Raw genomic sequence first — 23966 nt, 5'->3', positions numbered from 1 at the left:
AGGTAATGCCTCCAATCAGTAGAACATGTACTTTTCGATGAAGGCACCGATGACCTTTTCGTGCAATTCGATGGAACGTGAAAAACATATTGTTTTGCGTGCCAGCCGCTTGATACGGGTTCGCAGCGTCAGATTGTTTCGCTCAATGCGCTGTGTGAAAATTTTACCAGTCAGATGTATCTCCTTCGGCACCTCTCTGGCATAACTGCCCCAGTTATCGCTGGTAATCATGCCGATGCTAAAGGGCGTCAACAGGGCCAACAGTTCCCGACATGTCTCATCGGTACGTGGGCCGAAAGTATAAGCCAGTACGCCACCCGTTTTGGTATTGTAAGCATACCAGAGCCAGTGCTGCCGGGCTTTACTGCCAACAAAGCCCCACTGCTCATCAAGCTCGCAGATGAGTGCCACATCGGCATGAGCGACAGGAGAAGCGGTTATCCGGGACGGCGAGAGCTTTTTAATGTCCGTATGACGGTATTGATACCGACCTTAAGAACTCTGGCGGTATCGCGGACGCCGGCACCGTTGTGTGCCAGTTCAACTATCTGTTCTTTTACACCGGGTTTTCTGGCTTCATAGGTATAAGCCAGCTGAAAAACGCGGCGACATGACCGGCAACGAAAGCGCTCGTGCCCGGAACAGCTGTGCCCATGGCGATAAACAGAATCGGAATGGCAACGAGGACAATGAACAGTAACGGTAGCCATAGAAAGCCCTAAATACCAGTAGCATATCATGGTTTTCTATCGATTGAAGGCATTACCCACGATAATAACTGGTCGCTGGATATGGCCTACTTTCCGTGGATGGAGCCGGAAAACCTGCGCTATGCGCCGGAGGCGGGCGACTACAGCCGCCTGAAGAACACCTTCTATCCCAGCCAGCACCAGCAGCGTAACGAGAAGCGCGATCAGGTTAACGTCCGCATCGCCCGGGAGTTTCGCGGTGGAGGCTGGAATAACGAGCTGGGCGGCTCGCTGGCGCTGGCGCGTCTGCACAATCGCGAAACGGACGATGACGGCACCTTCTGGGCGGCAGGCCTGCACGGAATGGCGCACAACGGGCCGTGGCAGCTCACGTCGCAGGTCATTCGCTATCAGTACGATCCTAAGAACCCCGCGGGCGTCAGCGACGATACGATCCTGATGGGCGGCAACGGCCTGACGCCGGCCTATCTTATTCCGGCCAAGGGCACCACCGCGTCGCTAAACCTCGCCCGCGACGTTGATGTGAAGTGGGGAGCGGTGTCAAAGCTGCGTTTCTATAACGACTACAGCGTGCTGTGGAAGGACAAAAGCGGCTGGCAGGATTCGCAGATGAATACCGTTGGGGTGCAGGTATTTGCCCTGCCGGTGATGCTGTGGGTCGACCTCAGCTGGGCGAAGAACGCCAACCCCTGGGGCGGGGCGCTGAACGCCACGGGCTGGACCAGCACCGAGTCTGAGGGCAACGGAAAATGGTATTTCCGCACTAACGTTAATATTGGCTATTACTTCTGACAGGGGAATATGGTGTACAGGTTGCTGGCGAACTATCCGGATTTTCCGGATAGTTACCTTTTGACCCGGTTGGCCTGTAGAAAAAATGCTGGTGTTAATGGTTCGAACTGAAGGTTTTCAGGCGTCAGGCAAGATGGAGCGTGCTATTGACGCTTTTAAGCGAATGCTGAATTTTCTTTAATTCGGCTTTGAGCATCTCTTCTTTTTCATTGAGCGGCATCAGCACAATGCAGCCGTCCATTACCTTAACCGTGACCGGCTTCCCGGTATCGAATCCCGCTTCGCGCAGCCACTTGCCGGAAAGGGTAAGACTTGGTGTACTGGTATCCCGGCCATTTGGCCGATAGCCAACCAGCAGCTGACGCTCGGTTCCGCTAACGGTGATATCTGGGGTAGAATGCGAATCAGCCATAATCAACTCCTTGATAGTTGGTGAGGTTGGACGCCCTTTAGTGCTCCAACACTATCGGGCGTTGTAATAATTTCAAATCCATATGGTAGGTACCATATGTGGATAAATTAACCTAAGTGGTACCTACCATGCAAGAGAAAAAGAAACCAAATTTTGACCGCACTAAAAGCACGATGAAGAACATCCGGTTTGAGGATGAGCTTTTGGAACAGATTGAGAAAGCAGCAGGAAAAGGGAATTTCAGTAAATGGGTGAAAGAGGCTTGCCTAATGCGGTTAGCACAGCAAAAAAAATTCTCCTTTAGAGGCTAAAAATGGAAAAATTAATCTCTACATCTCGTCACAGAACATCCAGTGCAAAACATGATACTATCCTTGCTTCCACACAAAGTGATCGTGCCAGGTTAATATATTCAGCAGCATTCAGGCGGCTACAGCAAAAGGCTCAGGTATTTTCTTTAGAAAGTAATTCAGCAGTACGCTCGAGATTAACCCACTCTATAGAGGTTTCTCATATTGGGCGTTATATTGTTGCAACAATTTTAGAAAAAATATCTAATAGTAATGTTCTCGATGATGATGTTAAGATTTTTTGGCAGAAGAATAGTTTATCTATATCAAATATTGTTGAAACTGCATGTTTAATGCATGATATTGGAAACCCGCCTTTTGGTCATTTCGGAGAGGCTGCAATTGTAGAGTGGAGTAAATCAGAATCTGTTGAAAGTGCATTAAAAATTTCACTTGCTGAAACTTTCTCAAGGAAAATTTGTAACTCTGTACTTTCTGATTTTAAACATTTTGATGGAAACCCCCAAGGGTTGAGGATAATTACAAAACTACAGGGTGACGATGGTTATTACGGACTTAACTTAACTTATACTCAATTAGCATCGTTTATAAAATATACCTTTTGTCCTGATGATATAAAATCTGAACTTCCATTCAGTAAAAAAATTGGTTATTTTCCCACAGAAAAGCATGTAATGGAAACAGCATGGCAAACCTTATCGATGAAAAAAAATTCTCGACATCCTCTTGGATTTTTAATGGAGGCATCCGATGATATCTCATATTGTATTAGTGATATTGAGGATGGAATAGAAAAAGGAATAATCACTGTTAGTGAGTTTAGTGAATTTACTTGTGGTAAAATTCAGTCATTAAAGGAAATTCATAGCGATTTCAAAGAGCAATGTGATGAACTGATATCATGTTTAACTCAGAGTAATACAGTACCTATTGGGAATTTCCTTTTCTTTAAAACTACTCTTTCTAATTTCTTAGTTAAAAGAGTGGCAGAGATTTTTGTAAAAGATTACTCCTTATTTGTGAATCAAGAGCGGACAGAAGAAATAATATCTGAAGGGACGTTTGAGTATGATGTTTTAGATATTCTAAAAGACTATACCTCAATCTATCTCTTTACATCTTCTGAAGCAGAGTGTATGGAATTATCAGGGTTCGCTATAATAAAAGGTATTCTTGATGAGTATACTGCGTTAATAAAACTACCAAAAGAAAAATTTTTACATCTTATCTTAAAAGAAAACAAGCAAATACGTTGTAATAATTTGCATATTGAAAGGAGATTATTCAATAGATTGCCAGGTAAGCATTTGAAATCATACTATACCGCAATAGTCGGTCTCCCCTATAATAATGAAAAATTTAGTAATGAGTTGTTAAGGGATAAATTTAATGATATTTCTCGAGAAAATGAACTTTCCTTAAGAATACATTTAATTGTTGATTTCATTTCAGGTATGACTGATCAATTTTCTATGGAAATGTATCAGCTTCTTAAAGGTATTAAGGTGAGGTGATATGGAAAAATTCCAACAATTTTATACACATATTCAAAAACATCCATTTACTTGGGTCAAACATCTTATTGATTTTAATATAAATAAAAAATACATATCACAGGATATTTCGCTACACTTCAGTCGGTATAAATATACACCTCAGTCATTTTCAGATGAACGTTCAAATTTAGTTATCCCTTTCAAAGCATTTAACGAAAAAATACTATATGATATTATGATGAGTATGGATGTGTCTGAAGAGTTGGCATTCCACTCAACGATACAGGGATTTGGTAGTTCTTATCATTTTCCATTAATTGACTTTGGTAATGTTGATAGAGGAATTATAGATACGAGTCCATTGCGAGAATTGGCTGCACACTGGAATATTTCTTTTCATATTTATAATAGTGGTAGATCTTTCCATGCTTATGGTAATATACTCAATAAACTTCAAAGTGCAGATTGTTTCAGGGAGCCACATTAAGTCCTGCAGATGAAAATATTTATTTTTGACTTTATTGAGTATTTTAACCTTGGTCTTTATTATCAGCAGCCATTAACTCCAGCAGATTTCCATCAGGATCCCGAAAGAAAACAGATTGTGATGGCTGACCTGAACTCGTTTCACGGGGCACCGGGCCATGGATTATTTCGATATCGTTTTTCTCAAGTAGCTCTAACACGCTGAGAATTGTCCCTCCCCACCGGAAGCATAAATCAGCACTCCCTGGCATTGGCCTTTTAGCTACAAGTTCCACGCCATTCTCAACCTGATGTAAACTCAGGACAATATCACCCAGCGATACCTGCCTTACAAGCAGTTTCCCAAAGGGGGCGTACTCTGCATGAATTTTTGCACCAAACAATTTATCGTAAAAACAGTAAGATACTTCAAGGTCGGCAACAGTTATTGCAACATGATCAATGAGAGTTATTTTGTTCACAGGTGAACACCTTACGCTATACGTCGTTATGTCTCTGACACGGAACTGAGCACCTGAAAATTGTCGTTGATACGACAGCCCAGTTTCTGCCCCAGTTCCGGCAGGGTTCGTTCAAAAAATCCTCTTATCGCGTCCCTGAAGGCTTTCGCTGACGCAAAATACCGGTTATTCCGCACATGCTCATTCATCACCTTCCACAACCGTTCTGTCGGGTTCAGGTTCGGGCTGTACGGCGGCAGATAATGCAGTTCAATATTCATCACGAAGGCCCAGTCCTTAACCAGCGATGCCCGGTGATAAGGCGCACCGTCCAGTATCAGATGCACTTTCTGCGACACCGGATAAGTCTGGCGAACTGCAATAAAAAAACGGCAGATAGCATCCGCATTAATCTGCGGATAATCACGGGTCACCGTCCGGGCCAGGTCGTTCACGCTGAGGGCGCTGATGATGTTCAGGCGGGTCCGGCTCCCGGTGGTTTTCACCGCTTTCAGTTCCCCCTTTCTTATCCAGCCACAGCTCAGCTTCGTTGACTGCGTCGGATGTACCGCATCCATAAACAGAATGGGTTCGCTGTCACCGGCAGCCTGCTTCAGCGCTTCATAATGCGTCATGAACTGCTGCTGTTGTGCCGGGCAGAACTTATGGGGAATACCTGACGGTTTTTTCCAGGTGAACCCGTTGCGGTGAAGCCACTTATTCATACCCGGAATGCTGTAGCGCACACCGAAGCGGTCACGGACAAGCGACACGATACTGGCCGTCGTGATGTGAACAGTGTCAGTCAGAAGCTGACGAAGTTCGGCAGACTCCCCGGGAGTCAGATGCTCCTGCGAACCGCCGTTATCAGAGGTGAGCTTACCGTCGCTGAGATAATCCGATAGATGACGCAGAACCGTGGTCTCATGAATGAGCTGAGACTGCGCAATCATGGCAGGAGACCAGCCCTGAGCAGAAAGCAGCACGCAGCGTATCCGGTCGCAGACACGGCGGTCACGACTCTGCCGGTGCTGAGCCTCAAGGGCGGCAATCTGTGCGGAGGTCAGTTTTACGTTCATGGCCTGAGCATGATCCTCAGCACCGACGAAATCAAGCAGTTTCAATGATCACGGGTATAACTCTCTGACGCTTGAACAGCGTATGGAACAGCTGGAAGCGCGGCTTGCCGCGGCTGAAAGTCGGGCAACGGTGGCGGAAGGCCAGGTGCGGGAATTACAGGCAAAGCAGAATGCCGCTATTCCGCTGGCACAAACGACCGTTGCGGTAAAAAGCGTTGCGTCTGTCGCAGAGAGCAAAAAGAATATTACCACGCCGGAGCTTAAACTCTCCGGTTATGGCGATCTGAAGATCTACGGGGACGTTGAGTTCAACATGGACGCCGAGAGCAAGCACGGTCTGCTGGCGATGACTAACGCCGATGTTGGCAGCGACCCGACCTACGATAACTGGGATTTAAACGGCCGCATTCTGCTGGGCTTTGACGGCATCCGCACCATGAGCAACGGCTATTTTGCCGGATTCTCGATTCAGCCGCTGGCCGATATGACCGGCTCCATGAACCTTGATGATGCCGCCTTCTTCTTTGGTCAGGAGAAGGACTGGAAGATAAAGGTCGGCCGTTTCGAAGCCTATGACATGTTCCCGCTGAACCAGGACACCTTTGTTGAGCATTCGGGTAATACCGCCAACGATCTTTATAGCGACGGTCACGGCTATATCTACATGATGAAAGAGGGGCGCGGGCGATCCGACGCGGGCGGTAATTTCCTGCTCAGCAAGCAGCTGGATAACTGGTATTTTGAGCTGAATACGCTGCTGGAGGACGGCACCTCGCTGTATGACGGCGAAGACTACCACGGCCGCGACATGGAGCAGAAAAAGAACGTCGCCTACCTGCGTCCGGTTGTTTCGTGGGCCAAGGATGAGTTCTCCGTCGCCGCGGCGATGGAGTCAAACGTGGTGAAAAATGCCTACGGTTATAGCAACGCGCGGGGAGACTTCGTCGATCAGTCCGATCGTACCGGCTATGGGCTGACCATGACGTGGAATGACCTGAAAACCAACCCTGCCAATGGCGTGGTGGTGAATGTGAACACCGCGTATATGGATGCCAACAATGAAAAAGACTTCACCGCCGGGGTTAACGCGCTGTGGCAGCGCTTTGAGCTGGGCTATATCTACGCCCATAATAAAATCAATGACTATGCCGGGGTGATTTGCGATACCGACTGCTGGATTAAGGATGAGGGAACCTACAATATTCATACCTTCCACGCCTCGTATCAAATCCCGAACGTGATGAATATGCAGAACTTTAATATCTATCTCGGGGCCTACTACTCCATTCTTGATAGCGATGTGCAGGCCAATAAGAGCGATGACGACGATCGCTACGGCGCGCGCGTGCGCTTTAAATACTTCTTCTGAAGAGCGTAAAAAGCGGCCCCGCTAAACATCGTCCGGCGGGGCCGCCGGGGATTTAATCCAGATAGAATACCGGCTTCAGCTCGGCGCTGACCGGGCTGTTATCGGCATTTGCCGGCATCACGTCGCGCATATGCTTCCACCAGCGCTGGCAGACCTCGGTTTCGGCGACGGCGTTCCAGCGCGCTTCCGATTCAATCTCCACCGTGGCGAACAGCAGATTGCGCTCTTTATCGAGATAAATGGCGTAATGGTGCGCGCCGTGGGCCTTCAGGACCGCCTCCAGCTCCGGCCAGATTGGCGAATGCCGGCGCTGATACTCCTCGTGCGCGTCGGGATTCACCTGCATCACAAACGCCTTGCGGATCATAGCGCCTCCAGGTACAGCTCACGCACTTCGTCGCGGCTGGCGGTTCGCGGGTTGCACGGCGCGCACGGGTCGGCGAGGGCCTTGTCCAGCCAGCCTTCGATGTCGGCTTTGCTCACTCCCAACTGGCTGAAGCCCTGCGGAATGCCGACGCGTTTGCTCAGTGCGCGAATCGCCTCGATCGCCGCCATGCTGGCGGCCTCATCGCTCATGTCGCGAGTATCGACGCCCATCGCCTGCGCCACGCGGGCAAAGCGGGCGACGGCGTTCGGGCGGTTAAAGTTTTCGATGATCGGCAGCAGAATGGCGTTGCATACGCCGTGGGGCAGATTGTGAGTCGCGCCCGGCTGATGCGCCAGCGCATGAACCAGGCCGAGCCCGGCGCTGTTGAACGCCATGCCCGCCAGATACTGGCCGAACGCCATCTGCTCGCGCGCCTCAAGGTTATGCCCGTCGTCGACGGCTTTCGGCAGCCACAGATTAATCAGCCGAATGGCCTCAAGGGCGTTGGCATCGGTTAGCGGATGGGCGCCGACTGAAACGTAGGCTTCAATAGCGTGGGTTAGGGCATCCATACCGGTGGCCGCGGTGATAGAGGCCGGGATATCCAGCATCACGCTGGCGTCATCGACGGCGATGTCCGGGATAATATTGGGATCGATAATCACCTCTTTTACCCGGCGCGCGGAATCGATAATGACCGCATTGCTGGTCATCTCCGCTGCCGTTCCGGCGGTGGTATTTATCGCCACCAGCGGTACGCCGGCGTTTTTCACCTTGCCGACGCCGGAATAGGCGGTGGAAGGGGCGGGATTGGCGGTGAGGATTTTAACCGCTTTCGCGGTATCGATGGGGCTACCGCCGCCAAAGGCGATAATGTAATCGCACTGCGCGTCGTGGAAGCCGGTAATGCCTTGATGCACCAGCGCTTCGGTGGGGTTGGGGAATACCTCGTCAAACAGGTGCCAGGACATCTGGTGCGCATCAAGCGCGGCAAACAGGCTGTCCAGCAGGCCCAGCTTCACCAGCTGACCGTCGGTGACGATCAGCGCTTTGCCCCACCCTTTATCGGCGACCAGATTGACCATATCGCCAATGGCGCCCGCGCCGTGCAGGCTGATTTTCGGCAATGCCAACATAAAGCTCATAATAACTCTCCTGTTAAGAAAATCCCGTATCCCCCCACCGTCAGGCGAAGGGTTAATGTCTTCGCTGCAGCACCCGGCGGGCGATAATCGGCAGTGAAATCACCGCGATCAGCATGGCGCCGATGATTATCGACATCACGATGCCCGGTACGTTGAGCAGGCTCAGGCCAAAGGTCACCAGCCCCATCAGGAAGGCGGCGATAATCACCCCAACCATGCTGCCGGAGCCGCCGAGGATATTGATGCCGCCGAGCACCGCCATCGTCACCACCGCCAGCTCCCAGCCCGCCGCCAGCGTTGGGCGGGTGCTGCCCAGCCGCGACGTCAGCAGCACCGCGGCCAGCCCCGCCATCAGCCCGACCAGGGCAAACAGGATCAGGTTATGGCGCTTGACGTTGATCCCGGAAAACCAGGCGCCGGTCGGATTATTGCCAATCGCGTAGGTGCGGCGGCCAAAGTTAGTTTTATGCAGCAGGAAGGTGAAGGCGGCCGCCAGCAGCAGGAACAGCGCAAATTCAAACGAGAGCGCTCCCCAGACGTAGCCCTGGCCGAACCAGGCGAAGCTGTCCGGATAGTGGTTTAGCGCCTTATCGCCCAGCAGGATATAGGTCAGGCCGCGATAGAGGCTCATGGTGCCGATGGTGATGACGATCGACGACAGGTTCAGGCGCGTCACCAGGATGCCGTTAAACAGGCCGCACAGCAGGCCGACGCCCAGCCCAACGGCAACCAGCAGCGGCGTATCCATCCCCGCCGCCGCGCAAAAGCCCATCGCCGTGGAGCTCAGCGCCATAGTTGAGGCGACCGAAAGGTCGATCTCTCGGGCGATAATCAGCATCGCCATCGGCAGGACGATAATCGCCTTCTCGGTGAAGTTGAAGGTAGCGTCCGACAGGTTCCAGATATTAAGGAAGTAGGGCGACGCCAGCGCGTTGGCGGCGAAAACGGCCAGCGTCACCGCCAGCAGGAAGCCCTCCCAGCACAGCAGGCGGCGCATCGGCGACGGCGCCGCCGGGCGGTTTGTCATCTCTTCTGTGGTCATTATTTTGCTCATGGTTTCACCGTCTGTTTTTGCGAAGCCAGCACCGCGCTGCGCAGAATGAGCCGTCCGTGACGTTTGTTCCCGCGCTCGTTAAGCACCACGGCGATGACAATCACCGCGCCGGAGATAGCCATTTGCCAGAAAGGGGAGATGCCGATAACCGGCAGCGCGTTGTTGATAATCCCGAGGAACAGCGCGCCGCACAGGCAGCCCGCCACGCGCCCGGTACCGCCCATGGTGCTGATGCCGCCGATGACGCAGGCGGCCACGACCTGCAGCTCGAAGCCGTTGGCGACGTCAACGTAGGCGACGGCGAAGCGGGAGATCCACAGATAGCCGCAAAATCCCGCCAGCGCCCCGGAGAGGCAGAAGCTGATGAACTGCATTTTCCCGGCGTTGATCCCGGTGTAGTACGCTGCGGTGGCGTTGCCGCCTGCGGTATACAGCGCCCGTCCGGTGCGGCTATAGCGCAGGAAGTAGCCCACCAGCAGCAGGGCGGCGATGGCGCACCAGCTCAGCAGCGGCAGCCCCAGCAGCGAGGCGCGCGGCAGGCCGAGGAAGTCCGCGCTCATCTGGTGCGAGTTAACCCAGCCGCCGTCGGAGAGCAGGAAAATAATGCCGCGGTAGATGCTCATGGTGCCGAGGGTCACCACGATCGCCGGAATGCCGAGGCGCCAGACCAGCAGGCCGTTAATCACCCCCATCAGCAGGCCGAGCAGGGTGGCCAGCAGCAGCAGCGCCCATACCGGAATCTCCGGGTGATGGGCGTTGAGCAGGGCGACGATCATCCCGGTCAGCGCCAGGTTGGCGGCCATCGACAGGTCGATCCCTTTGGTCAGCAGCACCATCATCTGGCCGAGGGTGAGAACGATCAGAATCGAGGTGTCGTTAAACATCTCTATCAGGTTTTCCACCGCGATGAACGACGGCACCCGGCTGCCGATCCCCGCCACCATCAGGATAATGACCGCCGCCAGCAGCGCTTCGCGGTGTTTAAGTAGTTGTCGCCACATTACGCAGCCTCCCGGGCAATGCCGCTGGCGGCGCTGACGATCGTTTCCGCCGTCGCTTCGCCGGCGCGATATTCGGCCACCATCAGCCCTTCATGCATCACGATGATGCGGTCGGCCATTCCCATGACCTCCGGCAGCTCTGATGAGACCATAATGACCGCCAGCCCCTGGCTCACCAGCTCGGACATAAACTGGTGTACCGCCGCTTTTGAGCCGATATCAATGCCTTTCGTTGGCTCATCGAGAATGATCGCTTCCGGATGGGTGGCCAGCCATTTGCCAATCACCACCTTCTGCTGGTTGCCGCCGGAGAGGGTTTCTACCGCCTGCCGCCAGCTGAAGGCTTTGACCTGCAGGCGTTTGGCATACTCATCGGCCAGCCGCCATTCGCGCACGTCGTTCAGCACGCCGCGGGGGTTGAGCCTGGCGAGCTGGGGCAGGCTGATGTTCTGCGCGATCGGCAGGGCGATAATCGCCCCCTGCTTCTGCCGCTCTTCCGGTACGCAGACGATACCGGCCTGAATGGCGTCCGCCGGCTGGCGAAAGCGTACCGGCTTGCCTTTCAGCACGATTTCGCCGGAGCAGGGATGCGATACGCCGGAAAGCGCCTGCATAAGCTCGGTGCGCCCGGCGCCGACCAGGCCGTAGAAGCCGAGGATTTCGCCTTTGCGCAGGGTGAAGCTGATATTGGCGAACTCGGTGGGATGACAGAGGTTGTTGACCTCCAGCACCGTCTCTCCCGGCGTGCAGCTCACTTTCGGGTAGGTCTGGGTAATGGCGCGCCCGACCATCATCGCCACCATCCGCTCTTCGGTGATCTCGTTGATGGCGCCGGAGCTCACGTATACGCCGTCGCGCAAAATGGTGTAGTAGTCCGCCAGCTCGAAGATTTCATCGAACTTATGCGAGATAAACAGGATCGCCTTACCGTCCTGCTTCAGGCGCTCGACTATCTGATAAAACTCCAGAATTTCGTGCTGCGAGAGCGCGGCGGTCGGCTCGTCAAGGATCACCACCTGCGCCTCAAAGGAGAGCGCCCGGGCGATGGCCACCATGTGGCGTTGGGCGATGCTCAGGGTTTTTAGCGTCGCGCGCGGATCGATCTGCACTTCCAGGCGGCGGAGAATATCCCCGGCCTTCTGGTGCATTGCCGGCCAGTCGAGCTTCTTCAGCAGGCCCTTATGCAGATACTGGCCGACAAAAATATTCTCGGTCACCGAGAGTTCGTCAAACAGCACCGTTTCCTGATGGATGGCGGTGATCCCGACCCTGTGCGCCGACTCCGGATGGGGCAGATGAATCGGGATCGCTTTATAAAGAATTTCGCCCTCTTCGGGCTGATAAATGCCGGTCATCACTTTGACCAGCGTGGATTTGCCGGCACCGTTTTCGCCAATTAAGGCGGTCACTTTGCCGGGCCAGAGATCGAGCTGTACGTTCTCAAGGGCGCGTACACCGGGGAAAACCTTGGTGATGCCCTTCAGCGACAGCAGCGGGGTGGACGCCGTCATGATAAGTCTCCGGTTTTATCCCCGTTTCCAGGCGAAACGGGGGCTGAGGATTAGAAAATTTTGGAAAACTTATCGATGTTGCCGGCATCGTAGACGAACGGCTGCGCCATCGCGCCGCTGCCGTCGGCATCCAGCTTCACCTTGCCCAGTCTGCCCATATTGGCTTCGGTTTTGGTGGCCGTACCTTTGACTAAATCGTCGGCGAGGTAGGTGGCGGCGTAGCCGAGGTCAATGGGGTTCCAGATAGCAAAGCTTTTGCTGGCGCCGGATTTAATCGCCCCGGCCATTTCGGACGGCAGCCCCAGCCCGGTAACGTACACCTTGCCAATCTTGCCCTGATCCTTCACCGCCTGGGCGGCGGCAACGATCCCTACCGACGAAGGCGAGACGATCGCTTTCAGATTCGGATATGACTTCAGCAGGCCGACCGCTTCGCGGTAGCTCTTATCGGAGAGATCGTCCCCGTAGGCCACGGTGACCAGGTTGACGGAGGGGTACTTCGGCAGCACCTTCTTCATCTCTTCGATCCAGATGTTCTGGTTGGTTGAGGTTGGAGTGGCGCTCAGGATCGCCACGTCGCCTTTTTCGACGTTCAGCGCTTTGAGGGCATCCGCGGCGAGCTTAACGTTGGTCTCGCCGATTAGTGCGTTATTGGAGGGATTCAGGTGGATCTGACGGCCCGCCGGCGCCACGCCGGAATCCCAGGAGACCACTTTGATCCCGCGCTGCATCGCTTTTTTCAGCACCGGCACCACGGCGTCCGGATCGTTGGCGGAAATGGCGATCGCGTCCACCCCCTGGGCGATCAGCCCGTTCAGCACTTCGATCTGCGCTTCGGCGGTGGTGGTGGTGGGGCCGGTATAAATCACTTTCACATCGCCTAACTCTTTCGCCGCTTCCTGCGCGCCGACGTTCGCTGCCTCAAAGAATCCATTTCCCAATGATTTTGCCACGAGGGCAATTTTAACTTCTGCTAAAGCGGAACCGGACAACGCCAGGGCGGCAACGGTGAGGATCAAGCTTGTCTTTGTTTTCATTGCTTTTACTCCACATGATTGAGTTAGTTTCCCCTTATCTTTCAGCCTGCCGATGCGTGGTCTGCCGCAGGGCGAAGAGGTGGGGTTGGGTTTGCAGGTGACAGAGTTCGCCCCGTCTCGGTGAGCGGGGCGCGATGTAATTATTGATAAAGGTCTAACGCGGACTGCATAGGCTGCACATCAAAGCGCTTGCCGAGGGCAATCAGCTCTTCGCGGGTGATGGTCTGCTTCATGCCACCCATGGAGTAAACCTTCACCAGTACTTCGGCCGATTTCTCGGCGGTATCGATCAGGCCAAAGGTCTCATCCAGCGTCGGGCCGCTGCCGAAGACGCCGTGGAACGGCCACAGCACCAGCGAATGCTTACGCATTTCCAGCGCGGTGGCCCCGCCGATTTCGTCGGTACCCGGTACCATCCACGGCAGAATGCCGACGCCGTCCGGGAACACCACCAGGCATTCGGTGCTGCCTTCCCAGAGCTTGCGGGTGAACAGATCGCTGTTGTTCTCCAGCACGTAGGTCAGGGCGATCAGGTTGGTGGCGTGGCAGTGCATGATCACGCGATCTTTGCCGCCGGTTAGCCTGATGCGCTCGCTGTGTGAGAGGAAGTGGGCCGGCAGTTCCGAAGTCGGCACCGCCTCGTTCTCCAGGCCCCACAGGATGTGATATCCCGCACCGTCGCTGTCGACTTTGACCACGCCGAGGTTGGCGGCGGGATCGAGCTGGACGTTGCGGAAAAATTTACCGGAGCCGGTGACGATAAACGGCTGATTGGCCAGCGTCGGCATCGCCTGGCTGAGGGCGATATAGCGCGGTTTGGCGTGGAAATCCGCCGCGAAAGGTTCGATATCGGCCTCGTCGAGGCGCAGCGTCAGGTTGCCGCCGTTGCGCTCATCCCAGCCCTTCAGCCAGGCGTCGGAGGTGGCTTTAATCATGCCCTGGACGAACCAGGAGTCGATAATGGTGTGCATAGTCTTGTGCTTCCTGTTGATTCGGCGCGGGCTTGACCCCGCGCCCTGAATAGGTTGTTTATCTGCCGGCTGCCGGGCTACCCGCGCTGGCTCAGCACATCTTTCTCGTAGCCGCGCACGCTATCCAGCCACTGGCTGCCCGCCGGCGTATCGTGACGCTGGCAGTACATCTCCCAGGCGGCCTGCCACGGCAGGCATTTCTGCTCTTCCAGCAGCGCCAGGCGGGCGGTGTAATCGCCGTCGGCTTCCAGCTGGCGCAGCTGTTCCGTTGGTTCCAGCAGCGCGCGCAGCAGCGCTTTCTTCATGTTGCGGGTACCAATCACCCACGCCGCGATGCGGTTGATGGAGGCGTCGAAGAAATCGAGGCCGATATGCACCCGGTCAAACAGGTTGTGGCGGATGATTTCGCTGGCGATGGCCTGGGTTTCGTCATCCAGTAGCACCACGTGATCGCTATCCCAGCGCACCGGGCGGCTGACGTGCAGCAGCAGGCGCGGAATGTAGAGCATGGCGGCGGAGATCTTGTCGGAAATCACCTCCGTGGGGTGGAAGTGCCCGGCATCGAGGCACAGCGCGGTCTGGCGGCTGGCGGCGTAGCCCATATAGAACTCGTTGGAGCCGACGGTGTAGCTCTCCGCGCCGATACCGAACAGCTTGCTCTCCACGGCATCGATATGGTGCGCCGGGTCGAGCTTCTCGCTGATGACCTCATCCAGCGCGTTCAGCAGGCGCTGGCGCGGCGCCAGGCGGTCAACGGTGATGTCCTTCATGCCGTCCGGGACCCAGATATTCATCACCGACGGGGTGCCCAGCTGCTCGCCGAAATAGGCGGAAACCCGGCGGCTGGCCTTGCAGTGATCGATCCAGAACTGGCGAATCTCGTCGTTGGCGTGCGACAGGGTAAAACCGTCGGCGCTCAGCGGATGCGAGAAGCAGGAAGGGTTAAAGTCGAGCCCCAGGCCGTTGCTTTTGGCCCACTCCACCCAGTTTTTAAAGTGCTGCGGTTTGATTTCGTTGCGCGCAACCGGGACATCAGACTCCAGATAGATAGCGTGCAGATTCAGCCGTTTTGGACCGGGGATCAGGCTCAGCGCCTGCTCAAGATCGGCGCGCAGCTCGCCCGCGTTGCGGGCCTTGCCCGGATAGTTGCCGGTAGCCTGAATGCCGCCGGTTAAGTTTCCCTCCGGGTTTTCAAAGCCCGCGACGTCATCGCCCTGCCAGCAGTGCATGGAGACGGGCAGCCGGTCCAGCTGGCGCAGGGCCTCCTCGACATCCACGCCGACGGCGGCGTAGCGCTGTTTAGCGATTTCCCAGGCTTGTTCAAGTTGAGTGGTCATGCGCAAAGCTCCTTGGTCTGTTGTGGCTGAAACTGCGCAACGAAGCGGGCAATTTCATTTTCAGGATTAGGGGTAAACGTGGTGAGCGCGTAGTTGTCGCGCACTACCTGACGGAAATCATCGACGTTGTTCAGCTCGTCTAGCGTCATCAGCTGGATGCCGATATTGCCGAGCGTAGAGGCCTCGACGGGGCCCGCGATAACCGTAATGCCGCAGGCGTCCGCGCACAGCTGATTGAGCAGCGCGTTCTGACAGCCGCCGCCGACGATATGCAGCTGGCTGAAAGGACGCCCCCGCAGCCGGGCAAGCTCGCCGAGCACGCGGGCGTAGAGCAGGGCCAGGCTGTCGAAAATGCAGCGCGCCAGCTCGCCGTCGCTGGCGGGGACCGGCTGCCCGGACTCACGGCAGGCGGCCTGAATCTCGGCGCTCATACTGGCCGGGTTGATAAAGCGCGCGTCGTTGCAGTCAATCACCGAACGGCAGGCAGGGAGCCCGGCGGTATGGGCAATCAGCGCGGGCAGGTCGCTGACGTTCTGCTCTTTCAGCACCCGCTGCAGCAGCCACAGCCCCATAATATTTTTCAGCACCCGATAGCGGCCTTCCGCGCCGCCTTCGTTGGTGATATTGGCCTTCAGCGCATCGTCGCCGGTGTAGGGGGTTTGGCTTTCAAAGCCCATAAGCGACCAGGTGCCGGAGGAGAGCCAGGCGGCGTCCGGGTCCTGCTGCGGAACGGCGATCACCGCGCTGGCGGTATCGTGGCTGGCGACGGCGACGACCGGGATCGCGTTGCCCTGCGGGCAGCTCCAGCGGCCGATGACGTTGCCGGGATGGGTCGGGGTGCCGAACCACTCGCGCGGCGCGCCGCTCCAGTTCAGCAGCTCTTCGTCCCAGCTATCGCTGTTGATATTGACCAGCTGGGTGGTGGTGGCGTTGGTGTATTCCCAGTTCATCTGGCCGGTGAGGCGGAAGCTGAAATAGTCCGGGATCAGCAGCGCGTGCGCGGCCTGGCTCACCAGCTCCGGCTGCTGCTCAACCAGGGCGCGCAGCTGGTACAGGGTGTTGAACGGCAGAAACTGAATGCCGCTGCGGCGATAGATATCCGCGCGGCCCATCTGCGCTTCGGCGTGCTGCATCAGGCCGAGGGTGCGAGCGTCGCGATAGGAGACCGCCAGGCCGACGCGCTGGCCCTGCTTGTCGACCAGGACATAATCCACGCCCCAGGTATCAATGCCGATGCTATCGATAAGGATGCCCTGCGCGCACACCTTCTCCAGCCCCCGGCGAATGTCGCCTTCCAGGCTATCGATATCCCAGCAGTCGTAGCCGTCCACCTTGTGCAGGCTGTTGGTAAAACGGTGGACTTCACGCAGCGTCAGCGCACGCTGCCCGCTTTTATAGCGGGCGAGCATCACCCGCCCGCTGGAGGCGCCTAAATCAACGGCAACACAATGACGAAAACTCATGGCAGAGATCCTTCTAAAAATCATTGCCAGCAGTCTAAAAAAGTCGCCGGTCGCGCACCTTCTTGCCACGGACAGGGAAATTTCCCGGCTGGCAAGAAAGCAAAGGTGACAGTGAGAGAGCTCACAGTTTCATTCTGTCGCTATGGGCGCGGGTGATGTGACGCTGTCCGCAGTTCCGGATCTTTCCGGCTGTTTCTTGAAAAACCGGCAGGCTTTACGCCGTTTGCGGTCAAAAATTGAAGGTCGGATTGCCGGTCCTTAATTACTATTTGCCACACTGATTGATAACATTTCTCATTACGAGGGAGCTGCTATGACCATATTGCACAGTGTGGATTTCTTTAAGTCCGGGACTTCTGCTGTTGCTATTGAGCCACGCCTCCCTCAGCCGGCGTTTCCGGAACATCATCATGATTTCCATGAAATTGTTATCGTCGAGCACGGGACGGGGATCCACGTTTTCAACGGCCAGCCCTATACCATCAGCGGCGGCTCGGTGTGCTTTATTCGCGATCGCGACCGCCATCTTTATGAACATACCGATAATCTGTGCCTGACCAACGTGCTCTACCGCGCGCCGGACGCCTTTCGCTTTCTGAACGGCCTGAACCTGCTGCTGCCGCAGGAGCAGGAAGGCAACTATCTCTCGCACTGGCGGGTTAATCAGGGGGCTTTGCAGCAGGTGCGGCAGATCGTCAACCAGATGGAAGGCCTCGGCGCCGAGTCGGATGTGCATACCATCGCCAGCCGGGAAATTCTCTTTATGCAGCTACTGGTGCTGCTGCGCAAAAGCAGCCTCGCGGAAGGGGCCGCCGATAGCGAGGCGCGGCTCAATCACCTGATGGCCTGGCTGGAAGATCACTTTGCCGAGGATGTCTGCTGGGAAGCTGTGGCGGCGCAGTTTTCACTGTCGCTGCGTACGCTGCATCGCCAGCTCAAGCAGCAGACCGGCCTGACGCCGCAGCGCTACCTGAACCGGGTGCGGCTGATGAAGGCGCGCCACCTGCTGCGCCACAGCGATGACAGCGTCACGGATATCGCCTATCACTGCGGGTTCGGCGACAGTAACCACTTTTCGACGCTTTTTCGCCGAGAGTTTTCCTGGTCGCCGCGCGATGTCCGCCAGGGGCGCGACGCCATTCTTCAGTAACGCGAGAGCAGTCAACGTTTTAGCGAGCAAAAATGCGAATAATGAAACGTTATTTGCGCCTGGAGTTGTCGCGGTGGCCGGTCAGTTGATTCTTCGCAAAGATGAGTTTTTTGCCTCGCCCTCTCAGGCGGTGGCGGTAGCGGATCGCTACCCGCAAAACGTTTTCGCCGAGCATACCCACGAGTTCTGCGAACTGGTGCTGGTATGGCGGGGAAACGGCCTGCACGTGCTTAACGATCGCCCGTGGCGCATTACCCGCGGCGATCTGTTCTATATCCGCGCCGAAGATAAGCACTCCTACGCCTCGGTTAACGATTTGGTCCTGCAAAACGTCATCTACTGCCCGGATCGGCTGCGGCTCAACTTTGACTGGGCGGCCCATATTCCCGGCCTGTTCGGTACGCCGTGGCTTCCGCACTGGCGAATTGGCAGCTCCGGTATGACCCAGGTGCGGCAGGTAATTACCCTGCTTGAGCAGGAGAGCAACCGCAGCGACGCCCAGGCCAACCAGATGGCCGAACTGCTGTTCGCCCAGCTGGCGCTGAGCCTGCACCGGCATCGCTATGCGACCGACAACCTGGCGGCGACCCAAAGCGAAGCCCTCCTTGATAAACTGCTGACCGAGCTGGCGGGCAGCCTGAACCGGCCTTTTTTTCTCGATCGCTTTTGCGCACGGGAGGCGTGCAGCGAGCGCGCCCTGCGCCAGCAGTTTCGCCAGCAGACGGGGATGACGATCAACCACTATTTACGTCAGCTGAGAATTTGCCACGCGCAGTATCTGCTGCAGCATACGGAGCGGCTGATCGGCGAAATCGCCATGCAGTGCGGATTTGAAGACAGTAACTACTTTTCGGTGGTCTTTAACCGTGAGATTGGCATGACGCCGGGACAGTGGCGGCAACGCAGTCGCGTCGCCGCCCAGGCGATTTAGTTCGCCATCCCAAGGCCAACGATATTGGCGGCAATAATGATCACCACGCAGCCGAGGCTGAGCACGCTGACCGGACGCCGCCCGGCGTTTTTCCACTCCTTCAGCACCAGCCCAACCAGCCCGCCGCACAGCACGTAGAAGCTCATATGCAGCATCCAGCTCATATAGTCGTACTGCGCCGGAATGCTGGCGTGGCCCCATGCGTAGAAAAAGAACTGCAGGTACCACATCAGGCCGCCGAGTGCGGAAAGCAGAATATTGGCGACGATGAGCGGTTTTGCCCGTGAAAAGTCCGCTTTTATCGACAAATTCTTCACTTTGGCCAGCCGAATAAAGCAGAATCCGAGGTTTACCAGCGCGCCGCCGCCCATGATGATCACGTAGCTAGGCAGGGCGGTGTATAGCGGGTCGACCCCCAGCGCCGCGGCGGCTTCGTGCATCGGTTTGGCGGCGTTCATCGCAAACGACATCCCCGCCGAGAAAATCCCGCACATCACCGCCAGCAGCAGGCCTTTTTTCAGATTGAAGTCTTCGGCTTTAATGCCCATTTTGCGCTCTTTCAGCTGCCCCGCGCGGGTCACAATAGCGACACCAATCACTGCGATCAGCACGCCGAGCAGCGTCATCTGGCCGCCTTTGGTATTGATTAAAACCCCGAACTGACCGTTGAGAATGGGGGTCATCAGCGTTCCGACGATCAGGGTAATACCAATGGCGATACCGATCCCCATCGACATGCCGAGATAGCGCATGGTCAGGCCGTAGTTGATATTGCCGATCCCCCACATTGCGCCGAACAGGAAGACCGGTAGCAGAGTCGAGGTGCTGAAGGAGCCGTAATAGGCCCAAAAATCAGGCAACAGCATGGCGCTTATAGTCCAGGGAAGGATCAGCCAGGAGACAATCCCGCCGATAGACCACATGGTTTCCCATGACCACTGTTTAACTTGTTTGAACGGAGCATAGAAACAGGCTGCACTGGCCGCACCTATCAAATGCCAAAAAATGCCCATCGTAATCGCGTGATTCATTGATCTTATCCTCATCTATTTTTTATCGGATAAATCTTCTTCCGACCCGATGAGTGTAAAAATCGGTCAGTTTTATCGCCTTCAGGCTGTTGCCACGTGTTGGAAAACTCTGGCAACCAACGGCTTAATTACTTGTTCCAGCTCACAAAATCGCAGGTATCACACTCTGTTATAACCTTATTAAAAATACGGCATTGATAAGCGTTTTCAATATCATTTAATTAACTATAATGAACCAACTGCTTACGCGGCCTTAACACTCGCAGCCGCTCGACAATAATGGAGATGATTATGAGTTTTACACTGCCAGCCCTGCCGTACGCTTATGACGCCCTGGAACCACATTTCGACAAGCAGACTATGGAAATCCACCATACTAAGCACCACCAGGCTTACGTTAACAACGCCAACGCTGCGCTGGAAAGCCTGCCGGAATTCGCCGATCTGTCTGTTGAAGAGCTGATTACTAAACTGGATCAGCTGCCGGCTGACAAAAAAGGTCCTCTGCGTAACAACGCGGGCGGTCACGCTAACCATAGCCTGTTCTGGAAAGGCCTGAAAACCGGTACCACCCTGCAGGGCGACCTGAAAGCGGCTATCGAGCGCGATTTCGGCTCCGTTGATAACTTCAAAGCCGAGTTTGAGAAAGCGGCAGCCACTCGTTTCGGCTCCGGCTGGGCGTGGCTGGTGCTGAAAGGCGACAAACTGGCCGTGGTTTCTACCGCGAACCAGGACTCTCCGCTGATGGGTGAAGCTATCTCCGGCGCTTCCGGTTTCCCGATCCTGGGCCTGGACGTGTGGGAACACGCTTACTACCTGAAATTCCAGAACCGTCGTCCGGACTACATCAAAGAGTTCTGGAACGTGGTTAACTGGGACGAAGCCGCAGCGCGTTTTGCCGCCAAAAAATAAGGTTGCATTGTGCTGACCGAGAAGCGAGTCTGATGACTCGCTTTTTTTATACCTGTAGCAGGGGGCAGCAGATGCACTATCCGGTGAACGTCTTTGTAGGCAAAATAAGGGATTACGAAGGAAGCCGTCCGAGCGCCATCGGGAAAATCCAGGTCGATGGCGAGTTAACCCTCGGCGATCTGGGGCTGGAAGGCGATGAGCAGGCGGAAACGAAAATTCACGGCGGTCCGGATCGCGCGCTCTGCCAGTACCCGCGTGAGCACTACGCCGACTGGGTCCGCGAATTCCCCCAGCAGGCCGGCCTTTTCTGCGCGCCGGCCTTTGGCGAAAACCTCTCTGCAGAAGGGATGACCGAGAAAAACGTCTATATCGGCGATATCTTTCGCTGGGGCGAGGCGCTGATTCAGGTGACGCAACCGCGATCGCCGTGCTTTAAGCTCAATTTCCATTTTGCTATCAGCGATATGGCCCAGCGAATGCAGAATAGCGGCAAAACCGGTTGGCTGTATCGGGTGGTGGCGGGGGGCGTGGTGTCCTGCGACGCGCCGCTGGAGCTGGTGTCCCGGGTGAGCGATATCAGCGTACACGAGGCCGGCGCGATTGCCTGGCATATGCCGTTTGATGATGAGCAGTATCATCGCCTGCTCTCTGCGGCGGGGCTGTCGGTAAGCTGGAGCCGCACCATGCAGAAGCGGCGTTTAAGTGGGCAGATCGAAGATAGTTCCCGCCGACTGTGGGGAAAATAATGCTCCCCCGGCTGCGGACGCAGGCCGGGGGACATCTCGTCAGGTGCGCTTATACAGCGGCAGCCAGATGGTCAGCCGCAGGCCGCCCAGCGGGCTGTCGTCGGCCTTCACCCAACCGCGATGCTGCTGAATAGCGGCTTCGACAATCGCCAGCCCCAGGCCGGTACCGCCTGACTCGCGATCGCGCGCTTCGTCGGTGCGGTAGAACGGACGGAAAATCTGCTCGCGATCCTCAGGGCTGACGCCCGGCCCGTCATCATCGACGTTAACCGTGATACCGTCTTTATCCACCGAGAAGCTCACCGAAATTCGGGTATGCGAGTAGCGCAGGGCGTTGCGGACGATATTCTCCAGCGCGCTTTCCAGCGCGTTGGGGTTGCCGTACAGCGGCCATGGCCCCGGCGGATACTCCACGGTGAACGATTTCCCTACCTGTTCGGCCTCAAAGGCGGCGTTATCCAGCACCTCGCCCCACAGCTGGTTGGCTTTTACCGTCTCGCTAACCAGCGCGTTGTTGGCCTGATTGCGCGACATCACCAGCAGATCGTTGATCATGCTGTCCAGCCGATGCGCCTCCATCTCAATACGCTCCAGCTCCTTGCTCTCGCCGCTGCGGCGGCGCAGCAGCGCGGTGCCCAGCTGCAGGCGCGTAAGCGGCGTGCGTAGCTCGTGGGAGATATCGGAGAGCAGACGCTGCTGGCTGGTCATCATCCGTTCCAGGGCGGTGACCATCTGGTTAAAGCTGGTCCCGGCGGCTAAAAACTCCTGCGGGCCGGCTTCCAGTTCCGGGTGCTGGCGCAGGTTCCCCTGGGCGACCTCGTCGGCGGCGTTTTTCAGCTTACGCGCCGGTTTTGCCAGACTCCACGCCAGCCATAGCAGCAGCGGGGCGCTGACCAGCATGGTGACGATAAGCAGCAGCAGCGGACGGTCAAACAGCAGGTTGATGAAATCGGATTGGGACGTGCTGGCGGGGCGGATCAGATAGAGCTGATAATTATCTTCGCCATCCCTGACGGAAAACGGGCCGACCATTTCCAGACGACCGTAGCGTTTTTTCTGCGGATGATCGGCGTTATCGGCCTGGCCGATAAAGTTGCGAATGATCTGCATTTCGTTGCGTTCTGCGCCGATAACGCGCCCTTCGCTGGTGACCAGCAGCAGGCGCTGTCCCGGCGGAGCCCATTTATCTATCGCCCGAAACAGACGACGCCACCACATCAGATCGTTGGGGGGATCGGTTGCCAGTTCGGCCTCAACGTGCTGCTCAATCATGATGCCCTGGCGTTGCTCGCTTTCCAGAAGTTCGGTCATCTGGCGCGAATCCAGCTTAGGCAGCATCAGAACCAGCATCAACACCAGCGCCAGCGTGAGCCAGAAAATAGCGAAGATGCGTGCGGTTAAACTTCCAATCATGAAGCTGAGACCATCAGATAGCCGCGCCCGCGCAGGGTTTTAAACCACGGGTGGCCGTCTTTTCGTTCCGGCAGCTTACGCCGCAGGTTAGAAATATGCATATCGATGGCGCGGTCGAAGGGCGTCAGGCGTTTACCCAATACTTCCTGACTCAGGTGCTCACGAGAGACCACCTGGCCAAGGTGCTGCGCCAGCAGGTACAGCAGGGTGAACTCCGTGCCGGTCAGCTCCAGCGTTTGACCATCGAAATTGGCTTCCTGGCGGCCTGGATTGAGGCTCAATGCGTCAACCTCCAGCGTCGGCGAGCCCACTTCGGTGGTTTGCTGCTGCTCGCTCCAGTGGGAACGGCGCAGAATCGCGCGTATGCGCGCCACCAGCTCACGATCATTAAACGGCTTAGGCAGATAATCATCCGCGCCCAGTTCAAGGCCGAGAACGCGATCCAGCTCGCTACCGCGGGCAGTTAGCATGATAACGGGAGTCTGGTGTGTCTGACGCAACTCTTTAAGCGTATCGATACCGTTTTTCTTCGGCATCATCACATCAAGTAAAAGTAAATCGATGCTGTCGTCCAGGAGAGCCAGCGCCTGTTCCCCGTCATGGGCCACGAGCACGTTAAAGCCTTCCATATCGAGCAGCTCTTTTAACAGGGAGGTGAGCTCCCGGTCATCATCAACTAACAGGATTTTGTTCATTGTTTAAATACCTCCGAGGCAGAAATTACGTCATCAAGGCTCGCTAATCCATGACTTTACGTTGTTTTACACCCCCTGACGCATGTTTGCAGCCCGAATCGTAGACT

Annotated in this window: 24 protein-coding genes and 1 pseudogene; 9 read left to right on the top strand and 16 right to left on the bottom strand. The window is 55.8% G+C overall.

Going from position 1 to position 23966, the window contains the following annotated elements:
- Positions 1–15: 15 nt before the first annotated feature.
- Positions 16–710 (bottom strand): IS1 family transposase gene (locus tag AC1M2H_RS27050; RefSeq protein WP_480147781.1). Its coding sequence is split into 2 segments (ribosomal slippage): positions 16–464 and positions 464–710, totalling 696 coding nucleotides; the frame shifts between segments, so codons are not numbered across the junction.
- A 57-nt stretch (positions 711–767) separates the two neighbouring features.
- Here AC1M2H_RS27050 and AC1M2H_RS27045 point away from each other — a divergent pair.
- Positions 768–1502 (top strand): annotated as a pseudogene (locus tag AC1M2H_RS27045) (hypothetical protein); the annotation flags it as partial.
- A gap of 124 nt (positions 1503–1626) precedes the next feature.
- Here AC1M2H_RS27045 and AC1M2H_RS27040 read toward each other — a convergent pair.
- Positions 1627–1914: a SymE family type I addiction module toxin gene (locus AC1M2H_RS27040; RefSeq protein ID WP_480149744.1), complete on the bottom strand. Its 288-nt coding sequence runs from the start codon at positions 1912–1914 to the stop codon at positions 1627–1629.
- A gap of 128 nt (positions 1915–2042) precedes the next feature.
- On the opposite strand from AC1M2H_RS27040, the gene AC1M2H_RS27035 reads away from it, so the two are divergent.
- The 3 genes from AC1M2H_RS27035 to AC1M2H_RS27025 are packed head-to-tail and all read left to right on the top strand — an operon-like array spanning position 2043 to position 4208.
- The gene (locus AC1M2H_RS27035; protein ID WP_480149743.1) at positions 2043–2225 is read left to right on the top strand and encodes a YlcI/YnfO family protein; all 183 of its coding nucleotides are present in this window, start codon (positions 2043–2045) and stop codon (positions 2223–2225) included.
- A 2-nt stretch (positions 2226–2227) separates the two neighbouring features.
- A complete protein-coding gene (gene dgt / locus AC1M2H_RS27030) occupies positions 2228–3739 on the top strand; it encodes a dGTPase (RefSeq protein WP_480149742.1) in 1512 nt (503 codons plus the stop codon).
- 1 nt (position 3740) lies between these two features.
- Positions 3741–4208: a primase 1D-like protein gene (locus AC1M2H_RS27025; protein WP_480149741.1), complete on the top strand. Its 468-nt coding sequence runs from the start codon at positions 3741–3743 to the stop codon at positions 4206–4208.
- 43 nt (positions 4209–4251) lie between these two features.
- Here AC1M2H_RS27025 and AC1M2H_RS27020 read toward each other — a convergent pair whose 3' ends face one another.
- Entirely contained in the window at positions 4252–4668 is a 417-nt protein-coding gene (locus tag AC1M2H_RS27020; protein ID WP_480147914.1) for a VOC family protein, read from the bottom strand.
- A gap of 26 nt (positions 4669–4694) precedes the next feature.
- On the bottom strand, positions 4695–5726 hold the full coding sequence (locus tag AC1M2H_RS27015; RefSeq protein WP_480151833.1) for an IS630 family transposase: 1032 nt from the start codon (positions 5724–5726) through the stop codon (positions 4695–4697).
- Positions 5727–5808: 82 nt separating this feature from the next.
- Here AC1M2H_RS27015 and AC1M2H_RS27010 point away from each other — a divergent pair, with 82 nt between their 5' ends.
- Entirely contained in the window at positions 5809–7095 is a 1287-nt protein-coding gene (locus AC1M2H_RS27010; protein WP_480149740.1) for a carbohydrate porin, read from the top strand.
- 52 nt (positions 7096–7147) lie between these two features.
- On the opposite strand, the gene rhaM is transcribed toward AC1M2H_RS27010, so the two are convergent.
- The 9 genes from rhaM to rhaB all read right to left on the bottom strand — a co-directional run bounded on the left by rhaM (position 7148) and on the right by rhaB (position 16981).
- Positions 7148–7462, bottom strand: a complete 315-nt coding sequence (gene rhaM, locus AC1M2H_RS27005) for an L-rhamnose mutarotase (RefSeq protein WP_480149739.1) — start codon at positions 7460–7462, stop codon at positions 7148–7150.
- Positions 7459–8607 (bottom strand): lactaldehyde reductase, encoded by a 1149-nt coding sequence (gene fucO / locus AC1M2H_RS27000; protein ID WP_480149738.1) that lies wholly within the window; start codon positions 8605–8607, stop codon positions 7459–7461. The genes rhaM and fucO overlap by 4 nt, the downstream gene beginning before the upstream one ends.
- Before the next feature lie 52 nt (positions 8608–8659).
- Positions 8660–9661, bottom strand: a complete 1002-nt coding sequence (locus tag AC1M2H_RS26995; RefSeq protein ID WP_480149737.1) for an ABC transporter permease — start codon at positions 9659–9661, stop codon at positions 8660–8662.
- Positions 9658–10662, bottom strand: coding sequence for an ABC transporter permease (locus AC1M2H_RS26990; RefSeq protein ID WP_480149736.1), 1005 nt, complete (start codon positions 10660–10662; stop codon positions 9658–9660). The genes AC1M2H_RS26995 and AC1M2H_RS26990 overlap by 4 nt, the downstream gene beginning before the upstream one ends.
- Positions 10662–12173: a sugar ABC transporter ATP-binding protein gene (locus tag AC1M2H_RS26985; RefSeq protein ID WP_480149735.1), complete on the bottom strand. Its 1512-nt coding sequence runs from the start codon at positions 12171–12173 to the stop codon at positions 10662–10664. The genes AC1M2H_RS26990 and AC1M2H_RS26985 overlap by 1 nt, the downstream gene beginning before the upstream one ends.
- A 50-nt stretch (positions 12174–12223) precedes the next feature.
- Positions 12224–13210 (bottom strand): rhamnose ABC transporter substrate-binding protein, encoded by a 987-nt coding sequence (rhaS, locus tag AC1M2H_RS26980; RefSeq protein ID WP_331839158.1) that lies wholly within the window; start codon positions 13208–13210, stop codon positions 12224–12226.
- A 140-nt stretch (positions 13211–13350) separates the two neighbouring features.
- Positions 13351–14181 carry a rhamnulose-1-phosphate aldolase gene (gene rhaD, locus AC1M2H_RS26975; RefSeq protein WP_480149734.1) on the bottom strand — a complete coding sequence of 277 codons (831 nt, stop codon included), beginning with the start codon at positions 14179–14181 and terminating at the stop codon, positions 13351–13353.
- A gap of 77 nt (positions 14182–14258) precedes the next feature.
- On the bottom strand, positions 14259–15518 hold the full coding sequence (rhaA, locus tag AC1M2H_RS26970; protein ID WP_480149733.1) for an L-rhamnose isomerase: 1260 nt from the start codon (positions 15516–15518) through the stop codon (positions 14259–14261).
- The gene (rhaB, locus tag AC1M2H_RS26965) at positions 15515–16981 is read right to left on the bottom strand and encodes a rhamnulokinase (protein ID WP_480149732.1); all 1467 of its coding nucleotides are present in this window, start codon (positions 16979–16981) and stop codon (positions 15515–15517) included. The genes rhaA and rhaB overlap by 4 nt, the downstream gene beginning before the upstream one ends.
- A gap of 313 nt (positions 16982–17294) precedes the next feature.
- On the opposite strand from rhaB, the gene rhaS (AC1M2H_RS26960) reads away from it, so the two are divergent.
- Positions 17295–18131: an HTH-type transcriptional activator RhaS gene (gene rhaS, locus AC1M2H_RS26960; RefSeq protein WP_480149731.1), complete on the top strand. Its 837-nt coding sequence runs from the start codon at positions 17295–17297 to the stop codon at positions 18129–18131.
- A 73-nt stretch (positions 18132–18204) separates the two neighbouring features.
- Complete coding sequence (gene rhaR, locus AC1M2H_RS26955; protein ID WP_480149730.1) at positions 18205–19062, top strand: HTH-type transcriptional activator RhaR; 858 nt, start codon at positions 18205–18207, stop codon at positions 19060–19062.
- Here rhaR and rhaT read toward each other — a convergent pair.
- Positions 19059–20093 carry an L-rhamnose/proton symporter RhaT gene (rhaT, locus tag AC1M2H_RS26950; protein WP_480149729.1) on the bottom strand — a complete coding sequence of 345 codons (1035 nt, stop codon included), beginning with the start codon at positions 20091–20093 and terminating at the stop codon, positions 19059–19061. The genes rhaR and rhaT overlap by 4 nt on opposite strands.
- Positions 20094–20384: 291 nt before the next feature.
- On the opposite strand from rhaT, the gene sodA reads away from it, so the two are divergent.
- Entirely contained in the window at positions 20385–21005 is a 621-nt protein-coding gene (gene sodA, locus AC1M2H_RS26945; protein ID WP_041143426.1) for a superoxide dismutase [Mn], read from the top strand.
- Between the two features lie 71 nt (positions 21006–21076).
- Entirely contained in the window at positions 21077–21751 is a 675-nt protein-coding gene (gene yiiM, locus AC1M2H_RS26940) for a 6-hydroxyaminopurine reductase (RefSeq protein WP_480152044.1), read from the top strand.
- A 39-nt stretch (positions 21752–21790) separates the two neighbouring features.
- Here yiiM and cpxA read toward each other — a convergent pair whose 3' ends face one another.
- Together cpxA and cpxR are read right to left on the bottom strand one after the other, a co-directional pair.
- Positions 21791–23164 carry an envelope stress sensor histidine kinase CpxA gene (gene cpxA, locus AC1M2H_RS26935; protein ID WP_041143428.1) on the bottom strand — a complete coding sequence of 458 codons (1374 nt, stop codon included), beginning with the start codon at positions 23162–23164 and terminating at the stop codon, positions 21791–21793.
- Positions 23161–23859: an envelope stress response regulator transcription factor CpxR gene (cpxR, locus tag AC1M2H_RS26930; protein WP_004869370.1), complete on the bottom strand. Its 699-nt coding sequence runs from the start codon at positions 23857–23859 to the stop codon at positions 23161–23163. The genes cpxA and cpxR overlap by 4 nt, the downstream gene beginning before the upstream one ends.
- Positions 23860–23966 lie beyond the last annotated feature (107 nt).

This window comes from Klebsiella sp. F11 (assembly GCF_056712265.1).
The sequence above is the reverse complement of the archived record's forward strand: the minus strand, read 5'-3'. Positions and strand labels throughout refer to the sequence as shown.

Coding starts and splice junctions, on each gene's coding strand:
- yiiM (WP_480152044.1), top strand. CDS start 21,077: ATGCACTATCCGGTGAACGTCTTTGTAGGCAAAATAAGGGATTACGAA.
- rhaS (WP_480149731.1), top strand. CDS start 17,295: ATGACCATATTGCACAGTGTGGATTTCTTTAAGTCCGGGACTTCTGCT.
- cpxA (WP_041143428.1), bottom strand. CDS start 23,164: ATGATTGGAAGTTTAACCGCACGCATCTTCGCTATTTTCTGGCTCACG.
- AC1M2H_RS27025 (WP_480149741.1), top strand. CDS start 3,741: ATGGAAAAATTCCAACAATTTTATACACATATTCAAAAACATCCATTT.
- AC1M2H_RS26990 (WP_480149736.1), bottom strand. CDS start 10,662: ATGTGGCGACAACTACTTAAACACCGCGAAGCGCTGCTGGCGGCGGTC.
- rhaD (WP_480149734.1), bottom strand. CDS start 14,181: ATGCACACCATTATCGACTCCTGGTTCGTCCAGGGCATGATTAAAGCC.
- rhaT (WP_480149729.1), bottom strand. CDS start 20,093: ATGAATCACGCGATTACGATGGGCATTTTTTGGCATTTGATAGGTGCG.
- AC1M2H_RS27015 (WP_480151833.1), bottom strand. CDS start 5,726: ATGAACGTAAAACTGACCTCCGCACAGATTGCCGCCCTTGAGGCTCAG.
- AC1M2H_RS26995 (WP_480149737.1), bottom strand. CDS start 9,661: ATGAGCAAAATAATGACCACAGAAGAGATGACAAACCGCCCGGCGGCG.
- fucO (WP_480149738.1), bottom strand. CDS start 8,607: ATGAGCTTTATGTTGGCATTGCCGAAAATCAGCCTGCACGGCGCGGGC.
- AC1M2H_RS27040 (WP_480149744.1), bottom strand. CDS start 1,914: ATGGCTGATTCGCATTCTACCCCAGATATCACCGTTAGCGGAACCGAG.
- dgt (WP_480149742.1), top strand. CDS start 2,228: ATGGAAAAATTAATCTCTACATCTCGTCACAGAACATCCAGTGCAAAA.
- rhaB (WP_480149732.1), bottom strand. CDS start 16,981: ATGAGTTTTCGTCATTGTGTTGCCGTTGATTTAGGCGCCTCCAGCGGG.
- AC1M2H_RS27010 (WP_480149740.1), top strand. CDS start 5,809: ATGGAACAGCTGGAAGCGCGGCTTGCCGCGGCTGAAAGTCGGGCAACG.
- rhaS (WP_331839158.1), bottom strand. CDS start 13,210: ATGAAAACAAAGACAAGCTTGATCCTCACCGTTGCCGCCCTGGCGTTG.
- AC1M2H_RS27035 (WP_480149743.1), top strand. CDS start 2,043: ATGCAAGAGAAAAAGAAACCAAATTTTGACCGCACTAAAAGCACGATG.
- rhaM (WP_480149739.1), bottom strand. CDS start 7,462: ATGATCCGCAAGGCGTTTGTGATGCAGGTGAATCCCGACGCGCACGAG.
- sodA (WP_041143426.1), top strand. CDS start 20,385: ATGAGTTTTACACTGCCAGCCCTGCCGTACGCTTATGACGCCCTGGAA.
- cpxR (WP_004869370.1), bottom strand. CDS start 23,859: ATGAACAAAATCCTGTTAGTTGATGATGACCGGGAGCTCACCTCCCTG.
- rhaA (WP_480149733.1), bottom strand. CDS start 15,518: ATGACCACTCAACTTGAACAAGCCTGGGAAATCGCTAAACAGCGCTAC.
- AC1M2H_RS26985 (WP_480149735.1), bottom strand. CDS start 12,173: ATGACGGCGTCCACCCCGCTGCTGTCGCTGAAGGGCATCACCAAGGTT.